We start from the raw sequence: 22,380 nt of genomic DNA on the forward strand, positions 1-22,380 counted from the left end.
TGCCTATCAGCGCAGGTCATCGGGCATATAGGAGTCCTCAGCCGCCATGCGAGCGGAGGGACTGTGATGGGCATGTCCAAGCAGATGACCTTCACGCTGGCCTGTGCCGTCGTTCTGTCGGCCCTCGGCCCAGGCGTCGCCGGCTATCTGTCGGCCCGCCTGGAGGCGATCGAGGCCGCGGAGAGCAACCTGCGGGCGCTGGAGGCCAGGCTGAACGTGCGCGAGGCCAGGGACGCGAGACCGGCCTCCTATCGAGCTCCGTGCGTACGCACACCGGGTGAGGAACAGACCCCCACCACCGAACAAGGCGAACGCTGGCTCCACGACGTGCCCGGCTGGCTGGCCGGCCCGTCACGGGATCTCAGCGACGCCGTCCGCAGCGGCCGCAACTGACCCGGCCTGACCCGTACGGCAGGCCGGGTCTCCAGCACGAGGCGCAAAGGCGCAGGACGCGCGACCCCGAGGACGCGCGGCTCGGCGGTGTCAGAGCGGCTCGGCGGTCCTGCTGCGGCTCGGCGGTGCTAGAGCGGTGACCAGGAGCGGAGCCGGCGGCCCAGGAAGCTCCTGATGAGCTGCTTGGCCGCCTCGACGAGCTCGGGCTCACCCCCGGGATCGTGCCGGAAGGCCAGCTTGAGCACGGCGTCCCCCGCCTCGACCGCCACCAGCACGGCCAGGTCGAGTTCGGCGCTGTCGGCCAGCCCGAACTCCTTCAGGCACAGCCCGCGCAGCCGCCCCGCGATCACCGCGTTGTTGTCGGAGTCGGAGTCGAGCAGATTGAGGTCGACGGCGTCGCCGAAGCGCAGGCTCCGGAAGCCGGGGACCGTCCTGTGCATGTCGACGTAGATGTCGATGATCGCGTCGACGGCCTCCCACCAGCCGCGGTAGTCCTCCTCCAGGAAGGTGCGATCGACTCTGCGGACGAACTCCTCGACGTTGCGCCGGGTGAGCTCCTGGGTGATGGCCCGCTTGTCGGGGAAGAACTGGTAGACGGATCCGATCGCCACGCCCGCCCGTTCGGCGATGCGGGTGGTGGACAGGGCTTCGTACCCGATCTCGTCGAGCAGTTCGGCGCAGGCGTCGAGCATGCGCTCGACACGTCGTGCGCTGCGGCGCTGTGCGGGCTGCCGCCTGAGGGCTTGGGGTTGGACGCACTCATCATCCATTTGCGGCGAAGACACGGATTCATCTTCTCCTGTATGAGCGATCGTTACCCATGATTTCCCGATTCTCCGCGACAGCGCTCAATCGGGCAACGCCCCGCATCGTACGAGGTGAAACCCGTGACAGGACATATCCGATTTTTCCCTCCAGGTTCACTGGCACCACAGCTTCATTTCTGTGCACCGCCCGGAGAATGTGCGCGGCCACCCGCTCGGGCGGATACCCGCGCCGCGCCAGCCCTCTGACGGCCGCCTCGCGCATGCTCTCCGTCGGGTACGCGGCGTTGCGCGCGATGGCCGTCGACACGAAACCGGGACAGATGGCGCTCACCCCGATGCCCTGGTCCGCCAGCTCGGCCCTGAGGCAGTCGCTGAGCATCTTCACGGCGGCCTTCGAGGCCGAGTACGCGGGCAGCAGCCTGGACGGCGCGAACGCGGCCAGGGAGGCGACGTTGACGATGTGGCCGCCCTGGCCGCGCTCGGCCATGGCGGCGCCGAAGAGCCGGCAGCCGTGGACCACGCCCCAGAGATTGACGTCGATCGTCCTGCGCCAGTCGTCCAGACTGTGATCGAAGAACCGCTTGGCGACCGCGATCCCGGCATTGTTCACCACAATGTCCGGCACTCCATATTCGGAGATGATATTTCGCGAGAAGTTCTCCATCTGATCGGCATTCGCCACATCGACCCGTACCGCGTATGCCGTTCCCCCGAGATCCCGGCCAATGGCATCGACGGCCTGTTTCGCCGCGTCAAGGTCGATATCCGCACACACCACCTCGGCTCCGTGAGCCGCGAACGCCCGCGCGGTCGCCAGCCCGATCCCGGACCCGGCGCCGGTCACGACCACCAGCCGCCCGCCGAACGCCCCGCGCGCCCGCGCCCGGCCCAGCTCCCGCCCGGCCGGCGCGCCCTCGACGTGCTCGACGAACTCGCCGATCATCCCGGCGACGGTCTCGGGGTGGCTGCGCTGCACCCAGTGCCCGGCCACGATCTTCCGCCGCCACAGCTCAGGAGCCCACCGCCCGGCCACCGCTGTCAGCGCCGGGGTGACGAACGGGTCGCGCGTGGGCTCGATCAGCTGCACCGGCACGCCGGGCAGGCGCGGATCGAGCCCGGGATCGCCGAGCGTGTCCGGCATGTTCCGCCGGTAGAGCCAGAGCCCGTTGCGCCCGTCCGCCGCCATGGTGTCCGCAGGATGCCCGGGCCGCGGCGTGACGCCCTCGCCGCGCCGCAGCGTACGGGAGACGAGCCGGGGCATGATCGAGCGCCAGGCCAGTTCGGGCAGCACCGGGAGCAGGAACGCGCCGATGTACCAGGACCGCAGCCGCTGCGCGGCGACGTCGCGGCGCCGCCCGTTCCGGAAGAAGTCCCCCGCCTGCCGCAGCCCCGGCCCGCCGAGGCTGGTGAACGAGGCCAGCCGGCCGCCGATCCCCTCCCTGCCGATCCCCTCCCTCCCGAGCGCCTCCCAGCCCTGCAGCGAGCCCCAGTCGTGCCCGACGAGGTGTACCCGGGGGACGTCCAGGGAGTCGATCACCGCGCCGAGGTCGGCGATCAGGCGGTCGAAGCCGTAGTCGCGGCGGTCGTGGGGCGGTGACGACGCGCCCGCGCCGCGCACGTCGTACCGCACCACGCGGAAGCGGTCGCGCAAGAGCGCGGCCACCTCGTCCCAGACGCGGTGCGTGTCGGGATATCCGTGCAGGAGCAGCACGACCGGTTTGCCGGGGTCGCCCTCCTCGTACACCGCCAGCCGTACGTCACCGGACTTGACCCACCGCATCGCGACCTCCTATTGGACGCCCTGTCCAGCAGGGCTGACCGCAGGATAGATCGATCACGTTCACGCGGCCAGCCCCGCACGACCGCGCCCTCAGGGTCGCACGGTCACCCCACAGCCCCCAGGTCAGGGACGTGCGGCCAGTCCCGCACAGCCGCGCAGTTCCTTCCAGTCCGCCACGGCCTCGGTCTTGGCGGAGCCCGTCATCGGGATCGGGATGCCGCCCTGGATGGTGGCCGGCGTCCACGTGTCCTTGAGGATCTTCCGACCGTTGATCGTCAGCGTCAGCACCCCGGTCCTGCCGGTGGTGGCCGGGTTGGAGTTGTAGAAGACGAAGTTGCCCATGCCGTAGCTGACGTAGGCGTCCTCGAGGTAGCCGGAGCCCAGCAGAATGTGCGCGTGCCCGCCGACCACCACGTCGGCCCCCGCCTTGACCAGCTTGGGAGCCAGCGACAGCTGCGCCTCGTTGGGGCACTTCTGCAGCTCGGTGCCCCAGTGCAGGTGGACGATCACGGTGTCGGAGCTCTTGCGCGCCTGGCGTACCGCTTTCAGCAGGGCCGTCTCGTCCTTGGCCGAGGCCAGCCCGCCCTTGTCCGCCGTGGCCGTCCACGCCTGGATGAACTCGGCGTCCATCACCTGGGTGGCGCCGATGATCGCGACGCGGTTGCCGTTCACGGTCGTCCGCCACGGCCGGTACGCCTGCGCCGCGTCCTTCCCGATCCCCACCACCGGGAACTTGCTGCGCTTGATCGCCGCCAGCGAGTCGGCCAGGCCGGTCTCCATGTAGTCCATGCCGTGGTTGTTCGCCATGGAGGCGACGTCCACCCCGGCGGCCTTGAGCGCGGTGAACGCGCTGGCCGGCGCCCTGAACGTGAACTGCTTGCCCGGCGCCGGCGTCCCTCCGGTGGCGACGGCCGTCTCCAGGTTGACCATCGATAAGTCGGCCTCGCGCAGCACACCGGCGATCGGTCCGAGCGTGGTGCGCGGGTTGCTCAGTCGTCCGCGCAGCATCCCCTCGAAGTGCACGTCCCCGCCGAACGCGATCGTGTACGGCCGGCGCTGCGGCGTCGGCTTCTTCGACTTCGTTTTCGACGGCGTGGCGGTCGCCGGCTGCTCGACCTGCTTGCGCAGCTGCTCCCGTTCCGGCACGGACGAGCACGCGGCCAGCGGCACCAGGACGGCGGCGACCACCGGGAGGACACGGGGGAGTCTCATCTGCGGCACTTCCGCTCGAATTCTGACTTTCAGGGATCGAGCATGCCATGCAGGGCGTATTACCGCGTAGCCCCCCTGAGCTTTGCCATCACCTCACGGGTGTCGTCGTCCATGGGCGTGTAGACCACCAGCCGGGTCTCGAGCGCGGCCATGAGGTTGGTCGTGCTGAAGCGCAGAATCCCGTGCTCGACGTGCTTGAACGCCTTCACCCTCGGCCCCGGCTCGGCCACCTCCTGCCTGGCCCAGAGCCGGGCGAACTCGGCGCTCTCCGAGCTGAGCCGGCGCAGGAAGTCCTGCCAGCAGGGGTCGTCGGCATGCCGGCTGTAGGCGCTTCTGAAGACGGCCACGGCACGGCCCAGCTCCTGGTCCCGGTCGAGCAGGGCCGTGGTGGGCGAGGGGTTGAGGCAGGACTGCCAGAGCGAGTTCCGCTCCCCGTCGGGGGCGTTCACGATCTCGGGGAACAGCGCCGCGTAGGCGTCGTTCCAGGCCAGGGCGTCGCACCTGCTGTTGGTCACGCACGCGGCCAGGTCGCCGAGCTGGTCGAGGATCACCCGCAGCTCGGGCGCCACCTGGGCGGAGTCGGCGGGGACCGGCTCGGCGGGCCGCCCGGCCAGCCGGTAGAGGTGGTGGCGCTCGGCGCTGTCGAGCCTGAGCGTGCGCGCGACCGCGTCGAGCACCTGGCTGCTGGCGTTGATCGGCCGACCCTGCTCCAGCCACGTGTACCAGGTCACGCCGACGCCGGCCAGCTGGGCCACCTCTTCGCGGCGCAGGCCCGGGGTGCGCCGGCGCGGGCCGGGCGCGAGGTCGACCATCTCCGGCGTGATCCGTTCCCGGCGAGAACGCAGGAACGCGGACAGGTCGGCACGTCTCTCATCTGCCACCGTCATTCCTCCACTATGGGGTGACACGGCGACACTTAGCCAGTTATCCCCAGTACCAGTATAAATGGGCTCTCGTTACTGGTACTGGATCGGCGGCAGACTCATCCGCATGTCGCAAACCGCCGCTTTCTCCGCTCCTGCGCACACAAAGGCGCAGGAGACTCCCAAGGCCAGCGGCCTGCTGCTGACGATCATCCTCGTCGGGCAGTTCCTGGCCGTGCTGAACGTCAACATCGTCAACGTGGCCACCCCGACCATCGAGTCCGACCTGCACTCGTCCGGCGCGGGGCTGCAGATGATCATCGCCGGTTACACCATTGTCTACGCCGTCCTCCTGATCACCGGCGCCAGGGTGGGAGACCTGTTCGGCTACCGCCGGGCGTTCCTCGGCGGCCTTGCGGTCTTCACGCTCACCACGCTCGCCGCGGGCCTGGCGCCCTCGACCGAGTGGCTGGTGGGCAGCCGGCTGCTGCAGGGCGCCGGGGCCGCGATGATGGTGCCGCAGGTGCTGACGCTGCTCCAGCGCAACTATCACGGCGCGGCCAGGGGCCGGGCGATGGGCCTGTGGTCTCTGATGATCAGTGGCGGCATCGTGGTGGGCCAGGCGCTGGGCGGGATCCTGCTGGGCGTCGGCCTGGGCTGGCGGCTCGTGTTCCTGGTGCTGGTGCCGGTCTCGGCGCTGCTGCTGGTGGCCGGGATCCGGGTGCTGCCCACCGACACCGGCGGCGGCAGGACCGGCCTCGACCCGTGGGGGCTGGCCACGCTGTCCGCGGCCGTGCTGCTGTTCGTGGTGCCGCTCGTGCTCGGGCGGGATCTGGGCTGGCCCGTCTGGGGCTGGATCTCGATGGCGCTGAGCGTGGCCGCCTTCTTCGCGTTCGTCCGCGTCGAGCGGTGGGTCACCGCGAGCGGCGGCCGTCCGCTGGTGGACGCCCGCGTCCTGCGCGCGCCCGGCATGCGGCCGGGGCTGGCGGTGCTGCTGTTCGGCCCGGCCACGTGGGGGGCGTTCCTGTTCACCTCGGCGCTGCACCTGCAAGGCGACCTGCACATGACGCCGCTGGCCTCCGGCATGATGCTGGTGCCGTGCGCGCTGGCGTTCGGCCTGGTCGGACTGGCCTGGCCGCGCCTGCCGCAGCGGCTGCAGCGCTCGCTCGTCCCCGTCGGCTACCTGGTGGCCGCGCCGGCCTATCTCGGGCTCGGCCTCGCCGCCGGGGGCGGGGTCCCGTACGCGGTCATGAGCGCGCTCATCGGAGCGGGCCTCGGCGTGCAGATCGCGGTGACCACCATGGTGACCGAGCAGGTGGACCGGGCGTACGCGGCCGACGCCAGCGGCGCGCTGCTCACGGTGATGCAGCTGGGCCAGGTCATCGGCGTCTCCACGGTGGGCACGCTGTTCATGGCCCTGGAGTCCGCGTCCGTGGCGGCCGCGCTGCCGACCGCGGCCGCGATGGCGGGGCTGGCCGCCCTGGCCGGGCTGAGCGCGATCTTGCTGGTGCGGCGGCGCACTCCAGCCCTGGCCTGATTTGGATCACTCACTTATTTGAATGCTTCAAGTTAAGGGGGTAGCTTGACGTGACGGAGACCGTCCCCCGCGCCGCCGGTCGTACGCGACGGTTCGCGGGAGACAGGTCGCACCAGCGGCAACGCCGACCCGGAGGAGCGTGATCATGACGAACAGGCCCATCACCACCGACGACGCGGGCATCCCCGCACCGAGCGACGAGCACTCGCTCTCCGTCGGCCCAAACGGGCCCCTGCTCATGCAGGATCACCATCTGATCCAGAAGATGGCCCACTTCAACCGGGAACGCGTCCCCGAGCGGGTCGTGCACGCCAAGGGCGGCGGCGCCCACGGCCTCCTGCAGATCACCGAGGACGTCAGCCAGTTCACCAAGGCCAAGCTCTTCCAGAAGGGCGCCCAGACCCCGCTCTTCCTGCGCTTCTCCACCGTCGCCGGCGAGCTCGGCAGCCCCGACACGGCGCGTGACCCGCGCGGCTTCGCGATCAAGTTCTACACCGAGGACGGCAACTACGACCTCGTCGGCAACAACACGCCGATCTTCTTCATCCGCGACCCGTCGAAGTTCTCCGACTTCATCCACAGCCAGAAGCGCCGCGCCGACAACCACCTGCGCGACAACAACATGCAGTGGGACTTCTGGACGCTGTCGCCCGAGTCGGCGCACCAGGTCTCGTTCCTCATGACCGACCGCGGCATCCCGGCCTCCTGGCGGCACATGCACGGCTTCGGCTCGCACACGTTCCTCTGGTACAACGCGGCCGGCGAGCGGTTCTGGGTCAAATACCACTTCAAGACCGAGCAGGGCATCAGGAACTACACGGCCGACGAGGCCGCCGCGCTGCTCGCCGACCCCGACCACCACGTCCGCGACCTGCACACGGCCATCGCCAAGGGCGACCACCCGTCGTGGACGGTCAACGTGCAGATCATGCCGTTCGAGGCCGCGGCCGACTACCGGTTCAACCCGTTCGACCTGACCAAGGTGTGGCCGCACGGCGACTACCCCGAGCTCACCATCGGCCGGCTCACGCTGACCAAGAACCCGGTGAACTACTTCGCCGAGGTCGAGCAGGCGGGCTTCGAGCCGTCGAACCTGGTGCCCGGCATCGGCGCCTCCCCCGACAAGATGCTCCAGGGCCGGCTCTTCTCCTACCCGGACGCCCACCGCTACCGGATCGGGCCCAACTACCTGCAACTGCCCATCAACCAGCCGCGCAGCCCCGTCAACTCCTACAACTTCGACGGGCCGATGACCTTCACGAACCCCCAGGACCCGGTGTACGCCCCCAACTCCGCGGGCGGCCCCACCGCCGACCCGTCCCTGTACGAGGGCGAGCGCTACCACGTCACGGGCGAGATTGTACGCTCGGCGTACCGCAGGCACGCGGAGGACGACGACTTCGTGCAGCCGCGCGCGCTCTGGGAGAACGTCCTGTCCGAAGGGGACCGCGCCAACATGGTGCGCAACATCGTCGGCCACGCCTCAGCCCCTGAGGTGACGTCCGCGATGAAACTGCGCGTCGCGGACTACTGGACCAACATCCACAAGGACCTCGGCGCCCGCGTCCGCAAGGGCCTCGGCCTGAACTGAGCCGAGAATCCGACCGTCCCGGCTTTCTTCGCCACGGCCACGTCATAAAAGATTTCCCGTGGCGGGCCTGAGAAGGGCCATTTCCGCGCCCTGATGAATCGCCGACGAAAAGGCCGTTCGCTCGATGGCCATATCGCTGGACCCGAGAACGATTGTCGAGACGAGGCATGGGGGCACCCGGATGTGGCGGACCGGGCCTGTGGCGTTCTCAAGGAAGATCACTTGAGTTGCGCGCACAGATCATCGGTGCCACGATATGCGGGTTTCTGCGGCACGCCGGACGGCGTGTCCCCAACGACAGAGGCGCACCCCAGGCCTCTTACAGGACGGCTCTGGACGGTTGTGCCAGCAACACGCCAGAGCCGTTCGTCATGCGCGCGCGACCAGTGTGGCCAGGTCGAACTCGTTGTCCATGACGCCGGCTACGAAGGCGGTCCACTCGGCGGGCGTGAACACGAGGACGGGTCCGTCCTCCTGCTTGCTGTCACGCAGCGCGACGTTGCCGTCCGCCAGCGGAGCGACCTCTACGCACGCCGTGGCGCCGTTGCAGTAGCTGGCCTTGCGCCAGGCCGCCTTCGTGATGTCGTTGTGCATTGTCTCCCCAAAGGGTGCAGAGGCTTCGTTGCCTCTTTGTTGAGGTAGCTTGTCAACGCCGCCAGAGCATGGCCTTACGCTGGATGAGAACACGCGACTCGTCCACGTCCAGGGCCTCCGACCTGATGTGGTCGAAAGCCAACTCGTAGCCGGCCACCCGCTCCAGGTCGTCGACAAAATGAGCAGTGTACAGCTGTTCCAAATACACGACATCATCGAATGCCGTGAACTTGAGATGAATAAACGCACCGGTGTTGACCGGATGTAGTGCGTCCAACGGCAGGACGTGCACGCTGACATGCGGCAGCAGGGATATCTCCAGGAGATGCTCCATCTGCTCTCGCATGACCGCAGGCTCTCCGAACCGGCGCATCAGCGCCGCCTCGTCGAGCACCACGCTCATCCGACAGGGATCGCTCCTGTGCAGGACGCGTTTCTGCCGGTCGAGTCGGGCCTCCACCCTGCTGCGGACACCGCTGTGCGTGATGCGCGCGATGCCGCGGGTGGCCAGGATGACCTCTCGCGCGTAGTCCTCGGTCTGCAGGAGGCCGGGCACAGCCTGGGGTTCCCAGTTGCGCTGATAGGTGGCCTCCGCCTCCAGCCCGAGGAATCTTGTGTACTCCTCAGGCAGGGAGTCTTCGTAATCTTCCCACCACCCCCGCTGCTCCGCATCACGCAACAGGCCAACGAGCTCGTCAAGTTTGTCACCGTCAACGCGGTAGAGCTTGGCCATGGCCTTGATGTCGTCGGCGCTGGGCATGGTCTTGGCCGCTTCGATGCGGCTGACTTTGCTGGCCGACCAGCCAAGATCCCTGGCCGCCCTGGCTCCGGTGAGCTTGCGCCGCTCGCGGAGGAAGCGGAGCTCCTGCCCCAGACGGAGTCGCCGTACTGTTGGACTGCCCTGCTGCGTTGGCACCGTCCACGCTCCTTCTCGGGAATGGAGGTGTAGCCGGAAGGGACCGTTTGGAGCCCGGCTTTCTGGGCCGTCTAGCCAATCTTACCCTGCAAGTTGCACGTACATTGCCGCACAGCCTTGCCAGAAGGCTTTCATGGGTAGAGCGTAGGAGCAAGACAAGCTCCGCTAAGTGGTCTACAACGGGCAAAGATCTCCCGAGTGGCCCCTGTGGCCGACACTTCTCCTGCAAGTTGCACGGCAAGCCGCAAGATTCTTAAATCTTCCCTTGCTCAAAGTATTGCAGCATCGACGACCTCGGGGGACGATCAGAGCCAGGAGGGAGCTCGACGTGGTGAGGAGGCCTGAGATGACGACACGGCCGCCCACACCGAGCCTTCCGCTTCCGCTGGCGAGCCCCCGCAGGGGCCGCCTCTCCGGCAACGTCGCCGTCCCGGATACGAAACTCCACCCCAGGGAGGCCACTTGCCGGAAGGATCGCGCATTCGCCTAGAAAACACCGCGCGAGTCCGCTCATTCGAGCAGCAAAAAAGCCGGGCCGAGGCTGACCACCGGTTCACCGCATATGGGCTGCCACCCTGCGGAAGAACCGGTCATCAGCCGTCGGACCGGCCAAGAAGCCACCTCTAAAATGCCGCGAAAGGGGTCTTCTATGTACTCACAAGGTACCAAGGGACTCAGCCGAATCAAGTCCTGGATCCAGGAACTCATGGCGCCGGCCGACTACCGAATCTGCGTCGAGCCCGACGAATTCGCATTCCGCAGGGGCTGGACCGTGACGAGGACCGGTTTCGGTTCCCGGCGCTACCGCGACCCGCGCTTCGACCAGCTCCGCCTCCCACGCAAGGTGACCGAGGAGGTGTCCTGACGATGCCGAGGAATCCGCGTAACCAGATCTTCCCCGCCAACGAGGACCTCCCGGCCGCCGGGGGCGGCGGGCCGCTGGTCAGGCTCTGGCGGGCCCGCGCCGAGCTGCTGCTGCTCGCCGGGCTGGCGCTGTTCACGCTGACGCTCGTGGGCGCCGCCCAGGAGGGTCGCTGGATGCCGTTCATCCTGCTGGCCGGCGCCGTCTCGGTGCCCGCCGCCACCAGGACGGGCCGCAACTGGATCACGGCCCACGTCTGGTGCGTCATCTCCCGGCACCGCCTGCACCGAGTCTGCCTGGAGACCACCATGCACACCAGGGCCGGTCGCATCCCGCTGGTGTTGTGGATCACGCCCACGGCCACCGGCGAGAAGGCCCTGGTGCTGGTCAGGGCCGGCATCAGCGCCGAGGAGTTCGAGGCCTACAGCGCCGAGATCGCCGCGGCCTGCTGGGCGCGCAGCGTCAACGTCTACCGGCACCGCACGCGGGCCCAGCTCCTGATCGTGGAGACCGTCCGGCGCGACGAGGTGCCGGGGGCGCTCTCCCCCGGCCTGGAGCGCCTGTACGGCCGCCGCGTCTGGATCTCCATGAGACCCGACCTCGAGGAGCCGCCCGATCTGCGCACCGAGCCGGCGCTTCCTCTGATGGGCCGATGAGACCCACCTGAGACCTGGGGAATCCGGGAAATTCCCCGGGGGGCGAAGCCCCGGAGACCGCGGGGGCTCCGGGGCTTCCCCATGGGCGGGGAGCGCGCGAAGATGAGTTCAGCTGGCGAACTCAGGAGTCGTGATGACCTCGACCGTCCACCGGACCTGCCCCCTGTGCGAGGCCGTCTGCGGCCTGACGCTCACTCTCGACGCGGGCGGGCACGTGACCAGCGTCAGGGGCGACAAGGACGACCCGTTCAGCAAGGGGTTCATCTGCCCCAAGGGAGCCAGTCTGGGGCGGCTGGACGAGGATCCCGACCGGTTGCGCAAGCCGCTGATCAGGGAGGGCGAGCTGTGGCGCGAGGTCGGCTGGGAGGAGGCGTTCGAGGCCGTCAGGGCGGGGCTGGACCGGGTCTCCGACCGCCGCTCCGTCGCCGTCTACCTGGGCAACCCCAGCGCCCACACCATGGCCGGCGCCCTGTACGGCGCGCCGCTGATCAAGTCGCTCGGCACCCGTAACGTCTTCTCCGCCAGCACCGCCGACCAGATGCCGAAGCACGTGGCCTGCGGGCTCATGTTCGGCCATCCGCTGGCCATCCCCGTGCCCGACCTCGACAGGACCGACTACCTGCTGATGCTGGGCGCCAACCCGCTGGAGTCCAACGGCTCCCTGTGCACCGCGCCCGACTTCCCCGGGCGGCTCAAGGCGCTGCGCGGGCGCGGGGGGCGGCTGGTCGTGGTCGATCCGCGCCGCACGCGTACGGCCGCGCTGGCCGACGAGCACCTGTTCGTCCGCCCGGGTACGGACGCCTACCTGCTGTTCGGCATCGTCCACACCCTGTTCGCCGAGGACCTGGCCAGGCCGCTCGCCGAGGTCAACGGGCTGGCCGAGGTACGCGAGGCGGCCAAGCACTTCCCGCCGGAGAGCGTGGCCCGGCGCACCGGGGTGCCCGCCGAGGTGATCGTGCGGCTGGCCAGGGAGCTGGCGGCGGCGCGTACGGCCGCCGTGTACGCCAGGATCGGCACCTGCACGACCGAGTTCGGCACGCTGGCCCAGTGGCTGGTGGACGTCGTCAACGTGCTGACCGGCAATCTGGACCGGCCGGGTGGCGCGATGTTCCCCAAGGCCGCCACCGAGATGCGCGCACGGCGCAGGCCGTACGGTGTCGGGCGGTGGAGCAGCCGGGTCAGGGAGTTGCCCGAGGCGAACGGTGAGCTGCCGGTGGCCACCCTCGCCGATGAGATCGAGACACCCGGTGAGGGGCAGATCAAGGTCCTGTTCACGGTGGCGGGCAATCCGGTGCTCTCCGCGCCCAACGGGGATCGGCTGGACGCGGCCTTCGGGCGGCTGGACTTCATGGTGAGCGTGGACCCGTACCTGAACGAGACCACGAAGCACGCGCACGTCATCCTGCCCCCGCCCCGCGTCCTGCAGTCGGGGCACTTCGACTTCGCGCTGCTCGGGTTCGCCGTGCGCAACTACGCGCGTTACTCGCCGCCGCTGCTGCCGCTGGACGAGCGGCCGTCGGAGGCGCAGATCCTGGCCAGGCTGGCCATGATCGCGTCGGGGCTGGAAGGGGACCTCGACGCGTTCGTCATCGACGACACGCTGCGAAAGGCCACGCAGACGCCCGGCTCGGGGGTCGAGGGGCGGGACGTGGCGGAGCTGCGGGAGCTGCTGGACGGCGAGTCGGGCGGCGAACGGCGGCTCGACCTCATGCTCAGGCTCGGCCCGTACGGCGAGTGGGCCGGCAAGGGTGACCTGTCGCTGCGCAAGCTGCTCGACAACCCGCACGGCGTGGACCTGGGCGCGCTGGAGCCGCGGCTCGGCGAGGTGCTCAGGACCGCCTCGGGGCTGATCGAGCTGGCCCCGCCGCAGCTCCTGGAGGACGTGGAACGGCTGCGCGGCCGGCTGGAGGAGGAGCCGCCGGAGATGGTCCTGATCGGCCGGCGCCACCTGCGCTCCAACAACAGCTGGATGCACAACGTGGGCCCGCTGGTCGGCGGCAGCAACACGTGCACGCTGCAGATCAACCCGGCCGACGCAGAACGGCTGGGACTGGCCGGGCAGGCCGTGGTGCGCTCGGCGAAGGGCCAGGTCACGGTGCCCGTGGAGCCCACCGACAGCATCATGCCCGGCGTGGTGAGCCTCCCCCACGGCTGGGGCCACGCGGGCAGCACGCAGAGCGTGGCGGCCGGGCACGCGGGCGTCAGCGCCAACGCGTTGACGGACGAAACCACCATTGACGTTCCAAGTGGTAACGCAGTGTTCAACGGAGTTCCGGTCACGATTTCACCAACCGGGGTGATCACCGCACAATAGGGTGTCGCGCGTGACTATCGCGCCAGAAGAGGACCGCCTGAACGCCCAGATCACCTTCGCCATCGAGATCGACAAGTTGAAGCGGGTCATCCGCCGCAACCATCTGATGGACGGCTCGCGGCGGGAGAACACCGCAGAGCACTCCTGGTACGTGGGCACGCTGGCGATGGTCCTCGGCGAGCATGCCCCACCCGGAACCGACCTGCAACGCGTCGTGGCCATGTTGTTGGTGCACGACCTGGTGGAGATCGACGCCGGTGACACCTTCATCTACGACTCCGTGGCGGTGGCCGCGCAGGCCGAGGCCGAGCGGGCCGCCGCCGACCGCATCTTCGGGCTGCTGCCGGCCGAGCAGGGCACGCGGATGCGTGAGCTGTGGGCCGAGTTCGAGGACAGGAAGACGCCGGAGGCGAGATTCGCCAAGGCGCTCGACCGTTTCGCCCCCATCCTGGCCAACCATCACAACGAGGGCGGCACGTGGCCACTGTTCAAGGTCACCGCCACACAGGTGAAGGAGAAGGTTCGGATCATCGAGGAGGGCTCGCCCTCGCTGGGCGCGTACGCCCTGGAGCTGGTCGAACTCTCCGTGGCCAGGGGGCACCTGCCCGAGTGACCCCCACAAGGCCGGGGTAGGGGACTTGTCGTGAAAGAGACAGTACGAGCGAGACGTCGGCAGTTGCGGGGTTTCGCCGGGCCGGTCGCCATCGCCGATCGGCTCGAGAAGTCGAAGGCCATGGACTCGCCGATCAGGGGACTCGCCAAGGCCGTGCGCCGGCGGCTGCGCCAGGGCCGGCTGCGTGACGTGCTGCACGGCGTACCCCTCGGGGAGCCCATGCACCCGCCGCTGGCGACGGTCTCCCTGGGCTGCTGGCTCTCCACGGCCGTGCTGGACCTGGCCGACGCCGATCCGCGCGCCTCGCGCCTGCTGCTGGCCACCGGTTTGATCAACGCGCTGCCCACGGCGGCGGCGGGGCTCACGGACTGGTCCTCGCTCCACCGCGAGCAGCAGCGGGTGGGTTTCGTCCACATGCTGGCGAACGCGGCCGCGCTCGGCCTGTTCTCCGCCTCCCTGCTGGCGCGCCTGCGCGGGCACGAGCGGCCTGGCCGGATGATGTCGTACGCGGGGCTCGCCGTCGGCGGGCTCGGCGCCTATCTCGGCGGGCACCTGGCCCATCGCCAGGCGGCGGGCGCCAACCACGCGCCGCAGGTGACGCACCTGGTGCCGCTGGGCTGGCACGACCTGTGCCCGCTCAAGGACCTGCCCGACGGCCGGCCCGTGGCCAGGCGGCTCGGCTACATCCAACTCTTCGTGCTGCGCCAGGGTGAGGGCGTGACCGTGCTGGCCGACCGGTGCCCGCATCTGGCGGGTCCGCTGCACCAGGGCAGGCTCGTGATGGAGGACGGCGAGGCGTGCGTGGTGTGCCCGTGGCACAGCAGCACGTTCCGGCTGTCCGACGGCTCGGTCAGGCACGGGCCCGCGACCGCGCCCGCGCCGGTGTTCGAGACGCGGATCAGGAGGGACGGCACCATCCAGGTGCGGCCGGGGTTGACCTGAAGTTTGGTTGAGGTCCTACGGTCGGGGCCATGAGCAAGATTCTGGTGACCGGCGCGACCGGCAACGTCGGCAGTCATGTGGTGTCCCAGCTCGCCGGGGCGGGGCTGGAGGTACGGGCGTTCGCCAGGCGCCCCGAGCGGGTGCGGGCGGCCGTGGAGGTCGTCCAGGGCGACCTGTACGAGCCCGAGACGCTGGAGCCCGCGCTGAAGGACGTCGAGAGCGTGTTCCTGCTCTGGCCCGGCTTCACGACCGGCAACGCCGCCGAGGTGGTCGCGGCCGTCGCGCGGCACGCGCGCCGGGTGGTGTACCTGTCCGCGCTGGGAGGCGACGGCGCTCCGTCGCACTATGCGGAGATCGAGGAGCTGATCAGGCGCTCCAGGCTCGGATGGACGTTCCTGCGGCCGGGCGGGTTCGCCGCCAACACGCTGGGCTGGGCCGGGCAGATCAGGCAGGGCGTGGTGCGCTGGCCGTACGGGGAGGCGTCCAGGGCGCTGATCCACGAGCGCGACATCGCCTCCGTGGCCGTGCACGTGCTCACCTCGGCCGGGCACAACGGGGCCGCGTACGCGCTCACCGGGCCCGAGGAGCTGACCCAGGCCGAGCAGGCGCGCGTGATCGGTGAGGCGACCGGGCGCGCGGTGCGCTGGGAGGAGCAGCCGGTCGAGGAGGCGCGCGAGCGGCTCATGGCGGCGTGGGGGGAGCCGGCGTTCGTGGAGGGCGCGCTGACGACCTGGGAGAGCTTCGTGACGCGCCCTGAACGGGCCACCGACACGGTGGAACGGCTGCTCGGCCGGCCCGCGCTCACCTTCCGCCAGTGGGCGGAAGAGCACGCCGCCGACTTCGCCTGACCCGGGGCCTGCTTCAGTCGGTGGAGTCGGCGGGGTGTTCGACGAGGGCGAGGATGCGGCTGGACATGAACCTGGCCGTGCGCACCGGTGTGCCGGTGCGGGTCACCTCGCTCACCTCCACGAGCCCCCGCCGGTTGGCCACCTCGACCCGCCGCCCGGCGCGGGTGGCCGTGATCTCGTACGTGCGGGGCGAAGAGTCTCCCGCGTCGATGACGATCTCCACCCGGTCACCTTTCATGACCGAGTTATACCCATCCCGACTTATCCGTACACCAGTACGATAATCGCCATAAGTCCCACGAAAACGATGATCGCCCGCAGCACCCGCGCCGGAATGCGTCGCCCCAGCCTGGCCCCCAGGAACCCGCCCGCGATGGCGCCCAGCGCCACCCCCGCCACGGCCGCCCAGTCCACCTCCGCCACCACCACGAACAGCAGCGCGGCCACCCCGTTGACGATCAGCGCGAGCACGTTCTTGGCCGCGTTCACCCGCTGCAGGCCGTCGTCGAGGAAGATGCCGAGCAGCCCGATCAGCAGCACGCCCTGCGCGGCCCCGAAGTAGCCGCCGTAGATCCCCGAGGCCAGCACGCCCACCCACAGCGCCGCGCCGCCGTGCGCGTGGGGCTGCTCGCGCCGCGCGGCCACCCACGCGTTCAGCCGGGGCTGCGTCATGACGAGCACGCAGGCCACCGCGATCAGCACCACCACCACGAACTCGAACACGTCGGGATCGAGGAACAGCAGCAGGATCCCGCCGATCAGCGCCCCGAGCGCCGAGGCCGCGCCCAGGCGCAGCAGGCGGTCACGCTGGCCGCGGAGCTCGGCGCGGTAGCCGTACGCGGCGGTGTAGGAGCCGGGGACCAAGCCGATCGTGTTGGAGACGTTGGCGGTGACCGGATCGACGCCGAGCGCCACCAGCGTCGGGAACGTGATCAGCGAGCCCGACCCCACCACCGCGTTGATGGCGCCCGCCACCATCCCGGCAGCGCAGATCGCGGCCAGTTCCCATCCGGTCACGCAGACCCCCCGCTCGGACCGCAGCCGCGTCGACGTGCCCGGTCAAGGCCGCGGCGGCAGTCCGTTCGGCAGGGTTCTCACCGGGTGTCCTGGTCTTTCGGGGGAGTGAAGAGGCCGCCAAGGTTCTCCAGGACCTTGCCCATCTCGGATGGGACGATCCAGATTTTATTGGCGTCGCCCTTGGCGATCTCCGGCAGGGTCTGCAGATACTGGTAGGCCAGCAGGTGCTGGTCCGGATTGCCCTCGTGAATGGCCTTGAACACCATGCCGATCGCGTCCGCCTGCCCCTTGGCCCGCATCGCCTGGGCCTCGGCCTCGGCCTGCGCGCGCAGCACGGCCGCCTCCGCCTCGCCGCGCGCCCGCAGCACCGACGCCTGCTTCTCGCCCTCGGCCGCCAGGATCGCCGCCTGACGCTGGCCTTCGGCGGTCAGCACGGCGGCGCGCTTGTCGCGGTCGGCGCGCATCTGCTTCTCCATCGAGTCCTGGATGGAGGCGGGCGGGTCGATGGCCTTGAGCTCGACCCGGTTGACCCGGATGCCCCATTTGCCGGTCGCCTCGTCCAGCACGCCGCGCAGGGCGGTGTTGATGTCCTCCCTGGAGGTCAGCGTGCGCTCCAGGTCCATGCCTCCGACCACGTTGCGCAGCGTGGTGACCGTGAGCTGCTCGACGCCGGTCAGGAAGTTCGCGATCTCGTACGTGGCCGCCTTCGGGTTGGTGACCTGGAAGTAGATGACGGTGTCGATGGAGACCACCAGGTTGTCGGAGGTGATCACCGGCTGCGGCGGGAACGACACCACCTGTTCTCGCAGGTCGATCAGGTCCTTGATCCGGTCGATGAAGGGCACCACCAGGTTGAGCCCGGGGGTCAGCGTGCGGTGGTAGCGCCCGAGGCGCTCGATGATGGCGGCCGTGGCCTGCGGGATGATGCGAATCGTCCGGGCCACTCCGAAGCCCACCGCGGCGACCACGACAATGGCGACGATGAGCTGTTCGACGGACATGGCGACGCTCCGGAGCCGAGGAAACCGACTCCGCAGATCCTATGGTGTTTCAGGTTTGGGCGTCTTTTATCGTCATAAATGGTGATCTAGTGAGCGCGCGCGTACCAGCGGCCCTCGGCGCTGCGGTCCAGCGAGAGCGGCACCCCGAACGTCTCGGAGAGCGTGTCGGAGGTCATGACGTGGTCGAGCGGCCCCTGGGCCACCACCGAGCCGTGGCGCAGCAGCAGGCCGTGGGTGAACCCGGCCGGCACCTCCTCCACGTGGTGCGTCACCAGCACCAGCGTCGGCGAGCGGTAGTCGCCGGCCAGCAGCGACAGACGGCGCACCAGGTCTTCCCTGCCGCCCAGGTCGAGCCCGGCGGCCGGCTCGTCGAGCAGGAGCATCTCGGGGTCGGGCATGAGCGCCCGCGCGATCTGCACCCGCTTGCGCTCGCCCTCCGACAGGGTGCCGAACCGCCGCCTGATCAGGTGGGCCGCGCCCAGCATGTCGATCAGCTCGACCGCCCTGGTGACGTCGTTGGAGTCGTATTCCTCGGTCCAGCGGCCCATGATCCCGTACGAGGCCGTCAGCACGAGGTCGATGACCTTCTCCTCCGGCGGGATGCGCTCGGCCAGCGCGGCGCTCGCCAGCCCGATCCTCGGCCGCAGGTCGAACACGTCGGCCTGACCCAGCCGCTCGCCCAGCACCTCGACCACGCCGTCACTCGGATAGAGCAACGTGGCCGCGACCTGCAGCAGCGTGGTCTTGCCCGCGCCGTTGGGACCGACGACGACCCACCGCTCGTCAGCGTTGACCGTCCAGTCGATGCCGCGCAGCAGGGCCGCTCCGTCGCGCCTGACGGCGACGTCCTGGAGCCGCAGCACCTGACCACCCATCCCCGATACCTCCTTAGGAGTCACCCTCGGGACAAACCTATTGCAGGGCGAGCGCTTATCGTGGATCGGTGCGCCCTGAATCGACTGTCTGCCCATCCCTGGTCGCCTGGGGCAACGCGTGGCTGTCCGGTCACGTCGGCCTCGACGAGGCGGCTGACCACGTCGAAGCCGCCGGCGGGCCCGTCGTCGCCGGCGATGTCCCCTTGCGTAAATACCTCGCAAACCTGCGCGGCGGCGGCCTGCGCGAGGTGCGGCTGGCCCTGCCCGCCCCGGGCGATCCGCTCGGGCTGTCGGGGCCGGCGTCGTTCAACTCCGCCGCCGTCGACGCCGGCCAGGCCGTCATCGCCGTGCTCGGCGACCGCAACCTCGGGCTCGTGCCGGTGCCCGACCTGCGCGGGTCGTCGTACGTCGGCGTGCGCCTGGAGATCCACGACGCCGGGCCCGTACGCCACGACCTGCCCACGCTGTCGGAGGCCGAGCGGGAGCTGTCGGACGCGATCCGGGCCGCCACCGAGGCCCTGACCTCGGTCGACGGGCCCGCCCACGACCGCCCTGAACGGACGCCGCGCGGCGGTGAGCTCGCGCCCGGCTATCCCGGCCGGGCGCATCGGGTCTCCGCCCTGGCCACCCGGCTGGCCGCCGTGCTGCGCCTGGCCGACGAGCGCGGCCTCACCTCGGGGCAGCTCGCCGCGCGGGCGGCCGCGCTGCGCGAGCTCGACCGGGCGGTGCGCCGCGCGCTCGTGGCGGCCCACCACGCGATCTTCGAGCCGGTCAGGAACCAGTAGCGGCCCGGCCGGCACCCCCGGCACCACCACCCGAGCCGCCCCCGCCGCCACCCGCGCCGCCCTCACCTGCATCCGAGCCGCCCTCTCCGGGACCTTCCGCGTCATCCCCCGGCCGCCCGCTCAGCCGAGGCCGTGACGGACGGCGTAGAGGGCGGCCTGGGTGCGGTCCTGCACCCCGAGCTTCATCAGCACGTTGGAGACGTGGGTCTTGACCGTCTTCTCCGCCACGGCCAGGCTCCGGGCGATCTCCCTGTTGGACCGCCCGGCCGCGATGAGCGCCAGCACCTCGCGCTCGCGCTCGGTCAGCGGCACCGGCGCGGGCACGGCGCCGCCCCTGGACGACAACATCGCCTCGGCCGCCTCGGGGGCGAGCAGCACCTGCCCGCCGTGCACCGCCCGCACGGCCTGGACGAGCGCGGGCGGATCGACGTCCTTGTAGAGGAACCCGGCCGCCCCCGCCCGCATCGCCGGCCCCACGTCGGACGGGTCGCTCACCGAGGTCAGCACCACGATCCTGGTCGGCGCGCCGCTCAGCCGCTCAAGCGCGCCGAGCCCGTCGAGCACCGGCATCTTCAGGTCGAGCAGCAGCACGTCGGGCGCCAGCTCCGCCACCAGCTCGACGGCCTGGGCCCCGTCGGCGGCCTCGCCGACGACCGTGATGTCGTCCTGGAGGTCGAGGAACGTGCGCAGCCCCTGCCGCACCACCGGATGGTCGTCGGCGATCAGCACCCGGATCACCCGGCCACCCCCGCCGGATGGTCGTCCGCGATCAGCACGCGAATCACCCGACCACCCCCACCGGATGGTCGTCCGCGGTCCGTACCGGCATCACCCGGCCGCCTCCGCCGAGACGGGCCGCCGGCGATCAGCGCCCGCATCCTCCGCCCACCTCCACTCGCACGGTGGTGCCGTTGCCGGGAATCGACTCCACGGTCATGACGCCGCCGATGGACTCGGCCCTGTCGCGCATCGAGGCCAGCCCGAGCCCGCGTGACTCCCCGGGTTCGAAGCCCTTGCCGTCGTCGCTCACCTCCAGCGTCAGCCCGCCGTCCGTGGCGCACAGGCGCACGGAGACCAGGTCGGCGCTGGAGTGGCGCAGCGCGTTGTGCAGCGCCTCCTGGGCCACCCGCAGCACCACCACCTCCACCTCGGGGTCGAGCGGCGGCAGCTCGGCGCACTCGAACGTGACCAGTGCCGGATGGAGCCGGTCGAGCATGCGCACGTGCTTGCGCAGCGTCTCGGACAGCCCGTGCCGGTCGAGCTCGGCCGGGCGCAGCTCGACGATCACCGCCCGCAGCTCCGCCAGCGCCTCGCCCGCCAGCCGCTGGACCCGGTCGAGCTCGGCGGCGGCCTTGTCGGGCGCCTTGGCGAGCAGGTCGCCGGCGGCCTGCGCGGAGAGCCTGAGCGAGAACAGCTTCTGGGTGACCGCGTCGTGCAGGTCTCTGGCGACCCTGTTGCGCTCCTCCATCATGGCCAGCTCGCGCCCGCGCTCGTAGAGCCTGGCGTTGATCAGCGCGATCGAGGCGTGTGCGGCGAACAGCATGAGCAGCTCCTCGTCGTCTCGCGTGAAGCCGCCGCCCGAGCGCTTGTTGGCCAGGAAGATGATGCCGAGCACCCGCTCGCGGTCGCGGATCGGCATGCCGAGGAAGTCGCGCATCACCGGATGGGCCTTCGGCCACCACTCGAACCTCGGGTCGCTGCGCAGGTCGGGCAGCCTGACCGGCGCGCCGTCGCGGAGCATCGCGCCGAGCATGCCGTGCTGCCTGGGCAGCGGGCCGATCGCCTCCCACTGCTTGTCGGTCAGGCCCTCGGCGACGAACTCGGCGAACGAACCGTCGTCGTCGGGCACGCCGAGCGCGGCGTAGCGGGCGTCGAGCAGGCGCTGCGCCGAACGTACGATGACCTGCAGCACCTCGCGGACCGACAGGTGGCGGGTGACCGCGAGCACCGCGGAGCTCACCGCCTGAAGGATCTCGTCCCGGTCTGAGGTCACGGCCCCACTCTATGGTCCGGCTCCGACAGAACCACGGGTCCCCGGACCTAGGACGATGTGCCCAGAACGGGGCGGGTCCACAGCCCGATGTGCCGTGCCCGTGGCGTTCCTAGCGTCGGTTTCATGACGAACACGACGAAGACCGCACTCATCACCGGAGCCTCCCGCGGACTCGGCCTCGCGCTGGCGCGGTCACTGGCGGCCGCGGGCTGGAATCTCGTCCTCACCGCCCGCGGGGCCGCCGAGCTGGAGCGGGCCGCCGCCGAGCTGGGCGCGACCGCGATACCGGGTGACGTCACGGACCCGGAGCACGTACGGCGGCTGGCCAGGGCGGCGCCCGAGCTGGACCTGCTCGTCAACAACGCCAGCGACCTGGGCGCGACGCCGCTGCCGCCGCTCGCCGGCTATCCGCTGGAGGCGTTCAGGGTGCTGCTGGAGACGAACGTGACCGCGCCGCTCGCCCTCGTCCAGGCCACGCTGCCCGCGCTCCGGGCGTCCGGCGGCGCGATCGTGAACGTCACCTCGGACGCCGCCACGGGCGCGTACGAGGGCTGGGGCGGCTACGGCGCCACCAAGGCCGCGCTGGAGCAGTTGTCCAACGTGCTGTCGGCCGAGGAGCCTGGCCTGCGAGTCTGGTGGGTCGATCCGGGCGAGATGAACACCCGCATGCTGGCCGACGCCGTGGGCCAGGAGGAGGCGGCGGGCGCGGCCGACCCGGCCAAGGTGGCGGCAGGGCTGGCCGACCTGGTGAGCTCCCGCCCGGCCAGCGGCAGGGTGAGCCTGCAATGACCGCCTCGCCGGACTCTCTGAGGAGGGTGAGC

Annotated in this window: 23 protein-coding genes; 11 read left to right on the plus strand and 12 right to left on the minus strand. The window is 70.3% G+C overall.

The genetic code is table 11. The features are described 5' to 3' along the window. Positions 1–72 precede the first annotated feature (72 nt). Positions 73–393 carry a hypothetical protein gene (locus tag AB0C28_RS23450; protein WP_357846408.1) on the plus strand — a complete coding sequence of 107 codons (321 nt, stop codon included), beginning with the start codon at positions 73–75 and terminating at the stop codon, positions 391–393. Positions 394–521: 128 nt separating this feature from the next. Here the strand turns inward: AB0C28_RS23450 and AB0C28_RS23455 are convergent, their stop codons facing one another. The 4 genes from AB0C28_RS23455 to AB0C28_RS23470 form a co-directional block, all read right to left on the minus strand. After that, on the minus strand, positions 522–1,085 hold the full coding sequence (locus tag AB0C28_RS23455; protein WP_357846410.1) for a TetR family transcriptional regulator: 564 nt from the start codon (positions 1,083–1,085) through the stop codon (positions 522–524). Positions 1,086–1,182: 97 nt separating this feature from the next. Beyond that, positions 1,183–2,940: an SDR family oxidoreductase gene (locus AB0C28_RS23460; RefSeq protein WP_358077218.1), complete on the minus strand. Its 1,758-nt coding sequence runs from the start codon at positions 2,938–2,940 to the stop codon at positions 1,183–1,185. 123 nt (positions 2,941–3,063) lie between these two features. Beyond that, positions 3,064–4,152 (minus strand): CapA family protein, encoded by a 1,089-nt coding sequence (locus AB0C28_RS23465; RefSeq protein ID WP_358077221.1) that lies wholly within the window; start codon positions 4,150–4,152, stop codon positions 3,064–3,066. 59 nt (positions 4,153–4,211) lie between these two features. Continuing rightward, positions 4,212–5,039, minus strand: coding sequence for a helix-turn-helix transcriptional regulator (locus AB0C28_RS23470; protein ID WP_358077224.1), 828 nt, complete (start codon positions 5,037–5,039; stop codon positions 4,212–4,214). Positions 5,040–5,142: 103 nt separating this feature from the next. Between AB0C28_RS23470 and AB0C28_RS23475 the strand changes: the two genes are divergently transcribed. Both AB0C28_RS23475 and AB0C28_RS23480 read left to right on the plus strand, forming a co-directional pair. Continuing rightward, positions 5,143–6,552: an MFS transporter gene (locus AB0C28_RS23475; RefSeq protein WP_358077227.1), complete on the plus strand. Its 1,410-nt coding sequence runs from the start codon at positions 5,143–5,145 to the stop codon at positions 6,550–6,552. A 145-nt stretch (positions 6,553–6,697) separates the two neighbouring features. Beyond that, entirely contained in the window at positions 6,698–8,143 is a 1,446-nt protein-coding gene (locus tag AB0C28_RS23480) for a catalase (protein WP_357846420.1), read from the plus strand. Positions 8,144–8,512: 369 nt separating this feature from the next. Here the strand turns inward: AB0C28_RS23480 and AB0C28_RS23485 are convergent, their stop codons facing one another. Beyond that, the gene (locus AB0C28_RS23485) at positions 8,513–8,737 is read right to left on the minus strand and encodes a DUF397 domain-containing protein (RefSeq protein ID WP_106246091.1); all 225 of its coding nucleotides are present in this window, start codon (positions 8,735–8,737) and stop codon (positions 8,513–8,515) included. 52 nt (positions 8,738–8,789) lie between these two features. After that, positions 8,790–9,653, minus strand: a complete 864-nt coding sequence (locus tag AB0C28_RS23490) for a helix-turn-helix transcriptional regulator (RefSeq protein WP_346100921.1) — start codon at positions 9,651–9,653, stop codon at positions 8,790–8,792. 649 nt (positions 9,654–10,302) lie between these two features. Here AB0C28_RS23490 and AB0C28_RS23495 point away from each other — a divergent pair. From AB0C28_RS23495 to AB0C28_RS23520, 6 genes are all read left to right on the plus strand, one after another. Then, positions 10,303–10,518, plus strand: coding sequence for a hypothetical protein (locus AB0C28_RS23495; RefSeq protein ID WP_357846423.1), 216 nt, complete (start codon positions 10,303–10,305; stop codon positions 10,516–10,518). 2 nt (positions 10,519–10,520) lie between these two features. Further along, the gene (locus AB0C28_RS23500; protein ID WP_358077230.1) at positions 10,521–11,171 is read left to right on the plus strand and encodes a hypothetical protein; all 651 of its coding nucleotides are present in this window, start codon (positions 10,521–10,523) and stop codon (positions 11,169–11,171) included. Positions 11,172–11,304: 133 nt separating this feature from the next. Further along, a complete protein-coding gene (locus AB0C28_RS23505) occupies positions 11,305–13,485 on the plus strand; it encodes a molybdopterin-dependent oxidoreductase (protein ID WP_357846427.1) in 2,181 nt (726 codons plus the stop codon). 1 nt (position 13,486) lies between these two features. Then, positions 13,487–14,098: an HD domain-containing protein gene (locus AB0C28_RS23510; RefSeq protein ID WP_358077233.1), complete on the plus strand. Its 612-nt coding sequence runs from the start codon at positions 13,487–13,489 to the stop codon at positions 14,096–14,098. A gap of 30 nt (positions 14,099–14,128) precedes the next feature. Then, positions 14,129–15,040: a Rieske 2Fe-2S domain-containing protein gene (locus AB0C28_RS23515; protein ID WP_357846431.1), complete on the plus strand. Its 912-nt coding sequence runs from the start codon at positions 14,129–14,131 to the stop codon at positions 15,038–15,040. Between the two features lie 29 nt (positions 15,041–15,069). Beyond that, positions 15,070–15,888 carry an NAD(P)H-binding protein gene (locus tag AB0C28_RS23520; protein ID WP_358077236.1) on the plus strand — a complete coding sequence of 273 codons (819 nt, stop codon included), beginning with the start codon at positions 15,070–15,072 and terminating at the stop codon, positions 15,886–15,888. Positions 15,889–15,901: 13 nt separating this feature from the next. Here AB0C28_RS23520 and AB0C28_RS23525 read toward each other — a convergent pair whose 3' ends face one another. The 4 genes from AB0C28_RS23525 to AB0C28_RS23540 all read right to left on the minus strand — a co-directional run bounded on the left by AB0C28_RS23525 (position 15,902) and on the right by AB0C28_RS23540 (position 18,781). Then, positions 15,902–16,126: a hypothetical protein gene (locus AB0C28_RS23525; RefSeq protein ID WP_357846435.1), complete on the minus strand. Its 225-nt coding sequence runs from the start codon at positions 16,124–16,126 to the stop codon at positions 15,902–15,904. Between the two features lie 23 nt (positions 16,127–16,149). Continuing rightward, the gene (locus tag AB0C28_RS23530) at positions 16,150–16,905 is read right to left on the minus strand and encodes a sulfite exporter TauE/SafE family protein (protein ID WP_357846437.1); all 756 of its coding nucleotides are present in this window, start codon (positions 16,903–16,905) and stop codon (positions 16,150–16,152) included. 77 nt (positions 16,906–16,982) lie between these two features. Continuing rightward, entirely contained in the window at positions 16,983–17,906 is a 924-nt protein-coding gene (locus AB0C28_RS23535; protein ID WP_357846439.1) for an SPFH domain-containing protein, read from the minus strand. A gap of 86 nt (positions 17,907–17,992) precedes the next feature. Next, positions 17,993–18,781 carry an ABC transporter ATP-binding protein gene (locus AB0C28_RS23540; protein ID WP_357846441.1) on the minus strand — a complete coding sequence of 263 codons (789 nt, stop codon included), beginning with the start codon at positions 18,779–18,781 and terminating at the stop codon, positions 17,993–17,995. A gap of 68 nt (positions 18,782–18,849) precedes the next feature. Here AB0C28_RS23540 and AB0C28_RS23545 point away from each other — a divergent pair, with 68 nt between their 5' ends. Continuing rightward, positions 18,850–19,566, plus strand: coding sequence for a hypothetical protein (locus AB0C28_RS23545; RefSeq protein WP_357846443.1), 717 nt, complete (start codon positions 18,850–18,852; stop codon positions 19,564–19,566). Positions 19,567–19,686: 120 nt separating this feature from the next. Here AB0C28_RS23545 and AB0C28_RS23550 read toward each other — a convergent pair whose 3' ends face one another. Together AB0C28_RS23550 and AB0C28_RS23555 are read right to left on the minus strand one after the other, a co-directional pair. Beyond that, positions 19,687–20,304 (minus strand): response regulator transcription factor, encoded by a 618-nt coding sequence (locus AB0C28_RS23550; RefSeq protein WP_357846445.1) that lies wholly within the window; start codon positions 20,302–20,304, stop codon positions 19,687–19,689. A gap of 127 nt (positions 20,305–20,431) precedes the next feature. Continuing rightward, positions 20,432–21,559 (minus strand): GAF domain-containing sensor histidine kinase, encoded by a 1,128-nt coding sequence (locus AB0C28_RS23555; protein ID WP_357846447.1) that lies wholly within the window; start codon positions 21,557–21,559, stop codon positions 20,432–20,434. Positions 21,560–21,682: 123 nt separating this feature from the next. On the opposite strand from AB0C28_RS23555, the gene AB0C28_RS23560 reads away from it, so the two are divergent. Continuing rightward, entirely contained in the window at positions 21,683–22,348 is a 666-nt protein-coding gene (locus AB0C28_RS23560) for an SDR family oxidoreductase (protein ID WP_357846449.1), read from the plus strand. Positions 22,349–22,380: the final 32 nt, after the last annotated feature.

It is taken from the genome of Nonomuraea sp. NPDC048892 (assembly GCF_040649735.1).
Lineage (GTDB): Bacteria > Actinomycetota > Actinomycetes > Streptosporangiales > Streptosporangiaceae > Nonomuraea > Nonomuraea maheshkhaliensis.